Consider the following 7,345-nt stretch of genomic DNA (forward strand, 5'->3'; position numbering starts at 1 on the left):
CTTGAAAGGTGTGCAGCAGTGATTGTTGATTGACATCCCATAACTTGATAGTTTGGTCATCACTGCCACTGACAAGGTACTTGCCATAGGGGCTGAATGTCACCGACCTGACGGGAGCTTCATGACCATTAAAAACAAATCTTGTTCTTTCTCTGCTTGCTTCCACTGTTTGATACAAAACTGATTGAACTTCTGGCACCAGTTTACTTGCGGTTTTAAAAGAGCTTTGATTGAATTTTTGGTTATCACCTACAAGTTCAATGGATTCTAAAAGATTCTCTATGGTACTTTCACGAGAAAGCTTAATTTTGACATTAGTTGCTTGCTGTTCTAATTGTTTTAATCTTACTTCTAGGCTATTTCTGAAGGAACTGACAGCTGAGATACTTGCTAGAATGCTAAAAACTATCGCTACTGTAGACCAAATGCGTAATTTTTTATTAACTTGACGCTGTTCGATTTCCCTTTGTTCAGCTTCTTTACGTTGAATTTCCAAATCGATTATTCTTTTTTGTCTAATTCTTTCTTGCTCTGCTTCTTGTTGTTTTCTTAGATTTTGACTCTCAACAATAAAATTCTCTCCTAGGCCATCAAGCATTCCCCAGTCGCCATAATTCTTTAAATATAGTTCGGCTGCGCCTAATCTATCACCTTGTAATAAATAGTCAGCTTTCTTATCTTGAGCTAACCATTCCTCAGCTGCGACTTCAATTTTTCGCTCAAGCACCATGCCATCACGATATTCTTGCTGCCATTTTTGCAATTTTCTCCAATTGCGGATCAAAGCTTCATGAACAACATCCAAAATTACTTTAGTATTTTCTGTTGCATCTTCTTGCACATTTTGAGCTTTATTTTCATCCCAAAAATCATCTGTTTTCGTAATGAGGCGGTTGTTTTCATTGGCCAAAAATTCGGTTACATCGTCCAAAAGCTTATAGGAATGATGAGAATTCACTAGTGAACCCAAACTAACTTTGCGGCGAGTATCCTGAATATTTCCCATCTGAGTCAACTCAAGAAATATTCTCTTCGCTACTTTTTGCTTCTCAGATTCTTGTACATTTTTTTCTGACAAACTAGCATAAACTTCATCAGCCCTCTTTTCTAGCGTTCCTTCAATCCCCCCCAATTCCTGATATGTTTTTAACCGCAGAAACTTTTCCTTTTGCGCTTTGGCTTCTTGCCACAACTCGGTAAGAGTATATTGCAACAGAGGTAAACTACCTGGATAATCCTGTACATCGTTGATTAACTGTTGTTTTAACCCATCTTCAATGCCTAGTCCTACCCATTCTGCCGGCTTTTCAATGGCTTCTCTAATTTCTTCTTGATTTAAATTTGCAACATTGATTTTACTCTCACCCATCAATGTTGCAAATTGAGGATATTCTCTTAATCTACTTCGAAAATCTGAGCGCATCCCCAGAATAATTTGCAGATTTTTCCGTAACTTAAGTAATTTTTGAAGTTGTGCGATAAATGCTAAGCGATATTTTTCATCACACATCGTAAAGCATTCTTCAAACTGATCGATAATCAGGATGATTGGGCGATCCTCTTTTGTTTGAGGCAATTTTTCCTTAAAGGCTTGAGGTAAACGCTCTAACGGATGTTCTCCTGGAGTAATAGGTTCTAGATATGTCCAATTGTTGCTGCCTGGGATTAATTGCCCTAATTTGAGTTGATACAACAATCCTGCCCGCAACAAGGAAGATTTACCACTGCCTGACTGCCCAAAAACTGCAATCAAACGTTCTTTATTATTAACCTTTTGTATTAACTGTCGAGTTATTTTGGTGCGCCCATAAAATACTAGAGCATCTTCTTGTTGTTCACTAAAAGAGGAAAGCGAACGATAGGGGCATTTATCTTGAAATTTGCGCTTATTGTATTTGCTCGTTAAGGGAATCATTCTCTCAGAACAGACCATCTGAGGAGCTTGCTTAGTTTGCGCCATATGTTTTTTGACATATTTAAGCAATTCATGGCTATTAACAATTCCATCAGGATAATGTTCTGGATCTAATCCTGTATTTAATACCTTGGTAAACAAACCTTCCTCATGGCTAATTTCGATTCCCGATTCAAAGGAACGAGTCGCAGTCATAAAACAATAATCTTTCTTTTGTTCCTTGAGGACATGCTCATCAATATAATTGAATAATTCTCCACTATGACAACAGTCCAGCCAAACAATGATTTTTTGAGCTGCGCTAGTTTTTATCTGTTCTCCCAACCAACTTAAAGGAACACCATATTTCTCTTTTTTAGGATAAACATCGCTAGTGGCAAGAAAAACCTCTTTTTTGCCATTAACTATTTGCTCCCAACCATGACCAGAAAAAAATAAAATTCTTATTTCCGGTTGTTCTTTTTGTCCTGGGGGATTAAAAAGGTTACTTATAGCCGTTCTTAACTCTTCAGCTTTAACCCCATCTTCCTCGTCAACAGTCCAGATTCCTTTTTGATTCGAATTTTCTCTGCTCGGTAATCGCTGAACCCTAATATCTTCAAACCCATACTTTTCTAATCGACTGGCAACCAATTCGGCATCATTGGCAGCAGCAGTCAAACTATTGAGGCCACTAAATGGAGTGTAATAGTTAATCCCTATAACCTGGGCTTCCCATTGTGAAGACATATTTCGGACTGCTTATTTGCTGATGAATATTTTTGAAACTTATAGTATTTTATTACAAAAAGCTCTTTAGCACCTTTTAAAATCAATTATGTCTACCACTAGCAGCAATCAGAATATTCTGTCATTTATTCTGGCTCTCAGTGATTTTTCTGAAAGCCTTACAGTCGAAGAGCAAAAAACCTTAAAAAATGTTGGCAAACAGTTTGCGATATTACCAGAAGCTTGGGAAGAAGATATTCAACCGCAGTTGCTAAAAACAATTGCTAATAATCCTCAACTCAACAAATCTTATCAATTTTATAAAAAGCAACTAGCGACTAAAGATATTCCAGAGGAGCTCTTGCTTTCTTGCTTACCGAGCAATCAAGAAATAAGCAAATTAAGTTCAAAGACCTCTAATGTTCAAGCCAGAGGTTTTAAATCATCAGCTCCAGCCACAGGTTTTCAACAACAACTGAATAATGTTGTTATTGTTGTGTGTGAATCAGACAAATCAGAAGATGTTGTCAAAAAAATTAGCTCTTTCGATAAACTGAAACAATTTATCACTAAGAAATAGTTAATGAATTCTATCTTTTTTGTTCCTACAGTATGAATCAACTTTTTTATCCTACTATCGACCTCTTTTCCTATGATTTAAAGAGTGCGCTAAACTTGAGCTCAGAGGAAATAGAAGAACAAAGACAGGATTTTCTAGCCAAGTTTCCGCCCGAGGTGCGAGCTAATTTTCGTCAATCTGCAAACCAAACTGAGTATTTTGACTTATTTCTTGATCCGAAAACAGGTGAGAATGAATTCGACTTTGAGCCTCAGAATCCAGCTTTAGAAGGGTATTACTATCCTGTACGGATCAATGATGTTTATGGATTGCAAATTGATTGTTCGGTGAAGAATCTCTCTGAAGCCCAAGATGTTACTTCCTTTGCAGATATTAAAATCGAGATTGAAAATAAAATAGCAAGTGACCATCTCACTATTGGATATACATGGTTAGTTTCTGGTTGGTTAAGAGAAGAAGATAGCCAAAATGCCGCAACCATTGCCCAGGCTTGCTACGAGGTTTTGTTCCCAGAGAATAATTGGCGAACAGGAATATACTCTGAGGGTGATTTTTTAAATGGTAAATTTTTTGAGATTTGGCAGCGAGAATCAAAGGTTCAACAGCATGTAGTATTCTTGCTGTTTCCTAACAAAGATATGGCAATTAAAGGGGCCGAGTTTTACTCAGACTGGATGGGATTATTTTGCTACCGCCATAAAATTACCTGGGCCTATCAACAAAGTAGAACTATTAAAGCAAGCTTAGTTAATCATTATCGGAAGGTAGATGTCAATGCCAAAATCATCAAACAAAATCAATATAATATTCAAGCTTCAAATAATAATGCGAAGGGGAGTCTGGATGAGATTCAAGGTATTCTTGATCAATATACAATTGATTTACTGAAACTTACTTTTCAGAAGCAAATTATTGAAATTAATCTAGAAAATTATCAAAGAAGAGTTGAATTAATCAAACAGAAATTGTCAGAAGTGGAATCAGAATTAAAAAATAATTTGGGGAAGCTTAGTATCTTTGATAATTTAGTTGAAAATAAATATCTATCTCAAATTGATAAAGACAATGATAATATGCAGCTTGGTATAAAATTATTAGAAAATAAAATTAATGCCACTAATAGTAAAATCGAGATAGAAAAGGGTGAAAGAGATCGTAATTTTCAAAATATAATTACCTTTATTGGTACGGGTATGGCTGGCACTAAACTGATTGAATCTAGCCAGAAAACTTGCGAGATATTTTATGATAAAGAATCTACAACTTGTGAAAACCCAACCTCAAGAATATCAATAACTGTTGGTCTAATATTAATTTGTGGATTACTGGGCTGGTTATTTAAATATTTAATAAAAAAGTTATAAATTCAACTTGAATTGTCTCAGTACTAACATTCATGAAGTGTAGCTTAAACTACATATAGCTTTTTATGATAATCAACCCAGAACAAGTACCAGCAAGAAAAGGCACAAGTTATCCAGAAGCATTTAAGCATTTAGTCTCGGGAAGAACTAAAAAGCGTCTTGGTGATGCGGCGGGCTTAAAAAACTTTGGCGTGAATTTAGTTACCCTAGAACCGGACAGTTGGTCTTCAATTCGCCATTGGCATTTACGGCAAGATGAGTTTATATATGTCATTGAAGGTCCAATAACTCTAGTAACAGATGCAGGCGAGGAGATTTTACAAGCTGGTGAGATCGCAGGGTTCCCTGCGGGAGAGGCCAATGGGCATCATTTAATTAATAACTCCGACGCGATCGTAACTTATTTAGAAATCGGCGATCGCACTGCGGGAGATCAAGTAACCTATCCCGATGCTAATTTATCGGCAAAAATGACAGAACAAGGCTGGCAATTTGGAACCAAGTAATAAGTAATAAGTCATAAGTAATAGGTAATTAAGTAAATAAGTAATAAATGAAAATATCTAGTTTATTTCTAAAATCTCTCTTCACATGTTCTCTCAGCCTATTTGTCTGGGAAAGCGCGATCGCGCCGACTCATGGACAAACAGAACCCGAAAGCCAAGTTGAATGTGAACTATTAGTAGTTGGTGGAGGATTAGCAGGAGCCGCAGCTAGTTACGAAGCACTGCTACGAGGGAAAACTGTTTGCTTAACTGAGATTACCGATTGGGTAGGCGGTCAAATATCTTCCCAGGGGACTTCTGCTCTGGATGAGAGAACAACTCAGCGATCGCGTTTGTTTTTCCCTCAGGGTTACTTGGAATTTCGCGATCGCATTGAAGATTTTTATGGTGAACTAAATCCTGGAGATTGTTGGGTCAGCTACTCTTGTTTTCTGCCGAAAGATGCCCATGAGATTTTAGCCGAACAGCTACAGGATGCGGCCAAAGAAGGGAAAGGAACCTTGCATTGGTTTCCCTCGACAGTGATTAAAGAATTGGCAACCGCCAAGGTTGGAGAAGAAACCCATATTACCAGCGCGATCGCGATTCAGCATACCCCACAAGAAAACGCGCCCCCGCTAAACACAGAACCACTTTCCCAAACTATTGAGGATGCCTATCGCTACGAAGACTCTGAGCATTTGCAGAAAAAGATTATTCGCTTTGTCCCCCCTAACAACTCTGATGATTGGTATGTCATTGAAGCCACCGAAACAGGAGAAATTATTGCTTTAGCCGATGTTCCTTATCGTTTGGGCATCGATCCTCGATCGCATTTAGAACCCTCTTCTTCTAGTGCTGAAGGTGATCCCTATTGCACTCAAGGATTTACCTATACCTTTGCCATGGAAGCAACGGAAGAACCGCAACAGCATCCAGAGCCAGAATTCTACTCGCAACATGCACCCTATTACAGCTATGAGCTAGAAAGACTAGCCGATTTCAACTTAGTTTTTACCTATCGCCGTATTTGGAGTCCTGAAGCTGGGGAAGAAGAAACATTCCGTGGCGTTAACTTCACTGCACCAACCCCTGGCGATATCTCGATGCAAAATTGGACTTGGGGTAATGATTATCGTCCTGGAACAGCTCAAGATAATTTAGTTTATACTCGCCAACAACTACAGGCAACAGGACAACTCGATCCTGGAGGTTGGCTAGGTGGTTTGCGCACCGAAGCCTTACAGAAAGGAGAAGACCATGCCTTGGGTTACTTTCATTGGTTAGTTGCTGGAGATACCGACTCCCAACTAGGAGAAGGTTTCAAAAAACCCGATCCCAATCATCGTTTGTTAACGGGGATTGACTCTCCTATGGGAACAGTTCATGGCTTGTCCAAATATCCTTATATGCGCGAAGGCCGCCGGATTATTGGCAGGCCATCTCCTGGTTATCGTGATGGTTTTACCGTTGCCGAAATTGATATTTCCCGCCATGATTACCAAGATGAATATTACAAAGAAACTCTGTCTGAAAACAGTTATCGTCAATTGTGGCAGAATCTCAAAGGTTTGGAATTAATTACCAATAAAAATGCTGATCTCGAACAGGTTCAGCGCCGTAGCCGCTCGACAATCTATCCTGACTCGGTAGGAATTGGTCATTACGCGATCGATTTTCATCCTTGCATGAATGAATATCCCGCAGAAAAAGCAGGTAACACCGAAAGAGAGGGGGAACGAAGAGGTGCGGGGCAAGCTTATCCTTTCCAAATTCCCCTAAGAGCGATGATTCCCCAGAAAATTGATAATCTTCTGGTCACAGGAAAAACTATTGCCACTAGTCATATTGCTGCTGCTGCCTATCGGGTTCATTCCTTTGAATGGTCTTCTGGTGCTGCTGCTGGAATTACTGCTGCTTTTGCGCTAGAGAATGATATCTTCCCTTATCAATTAACTGATGAATCTTTCATTAAGGAAACACAATTGCGATCGCTACAAAAAATATTAAATGAGTCTGGAAATCCTACTGCTTTTCCTGACACGTCTATCTTTAATGAATCCTGGGAAGATTGGAAGTAAAGAAGAGATGAGGGATAAAGGATGAGGGATGAGGGATAAGGGATGAGGGATGAGGGATGTTCTAAAGGATATCGCTTCCCAATACTTCTCGTTTAAAGATTGACTTTAAAAACCTAACGATTTGGGATTTGGGGTTTTAGGGGTTTGGGGAATAATAATAGCTAGATTTCCCTAATTCCCTACATCCCTATTTCCCTAAGCGAGAAGTATTG

The 7,345-nt window shown here is 38.7% G+C and carries 5 protein-coding genes; 4 read left to right on the plus strand and 1 reads right to left on the minus strand.

What is annotated here, in order from left to right; translation table 11 throughout:
• A partial coding sequence (locus tag XEN7305_RS26240; RefSeq protein WP_006507354.1) for a caspase family protein occupies window positions 1-2,644 on the minus strand: 2,644 nt, incomplete at its 3' end.
• 88 nt (window positions 2,645-2,732) lie between these two features.
• Here XEN7305_RS26240 and XEN7305_RS00575 point away from each other — a divergent pair.
• The 4 genes from XEN7305_RS00575 (at window position 2,733) to XEN7305_RS00590 (ending at window position 7,133) form a co-directional block, all read left to right on the plus strand.
• Window positions 2,733-3,203, plus strand: coding sequence for a hypothetical protein (locus tag XEN7305_RS00575; RefSeq protein WP_006507355.1), 471 nt, complete (start codon window positions 2,733-2,735; stop codon window positions 3,201-3,203).
• Between the two features lie 155 nt (window positions 3,204-3,358).
• The gene (locus XEN7305_RS00580; protein ID WP_144053166.1) at window positions 3,359-4,567 is read left to right on the plus strand and encodes a hypothetical protein; all 1,209 of its coding nucleotides are present in this window, start codon (window positions 3,359-3,361) and stop codon (window positions 4,565-4,567) included.
• A gap of 65 nt (window positions 4,568-4,632) precedes the next feature.
• A complete protein-coding gene (locus XEN7305_RS00585) occupies window positions 4,633-5,073 on the plus strand; it encodes a cupin domain-containing protein (protein ID WP_006507357.1) in 441 nt (146 codons plus the stop codon).
• Window positions 5,074-5,120: 47 nt separating this feature from the next.
• Window positions 5,121-7,133, plus strand: a complete 2,013-nt coding sequence (locus XEN7305_RS00590; RefSeq protein ID WP_006507358.1) for an FAD-dependent oxidoreductase — start codon at window positions 5,121-5,123, stop codon at window positions 7,131-7,133.
• Window positions 7,134-7,345 lie beyond the last annotated feature (212 nt).

This window comes from Xenococcus sp. PCC 7305 (assembly GCF_000332055.1).
Taxonomy (GTDB): domain Bacteria; phylum Cyanobacteriota; class Cyanobacteriia; order Cyanobacteriales; family Xenococcaceae; genus Xenococcus.

What these genes read in the sequence shown, in the direction of transcription:
- XEN7305_RS00575 (WP_006507355.1), top strand. Translation starts at nt 2,733, where the DNA reads ATGTCTACCACTAGCAGCAATCAGAATATTCTGTCATTTATTCTGGCT.
- XEN7305_RS00590 (WP_006507358.1), top strand. Translation starts at nt 5,121, where the DNA reads ATGAAAATATCTAGTTTATTTCTAAAATCTCTCTTCACATGTTCTCTC.
- XEN7305_RS00585 (WP_006507357.1), top strand. Translation starts at nt 4,633, where the DNA reads ATGATAATCAACCCAGAACAAGTACCAGCAAGAAAAGGCACAAGTTAT.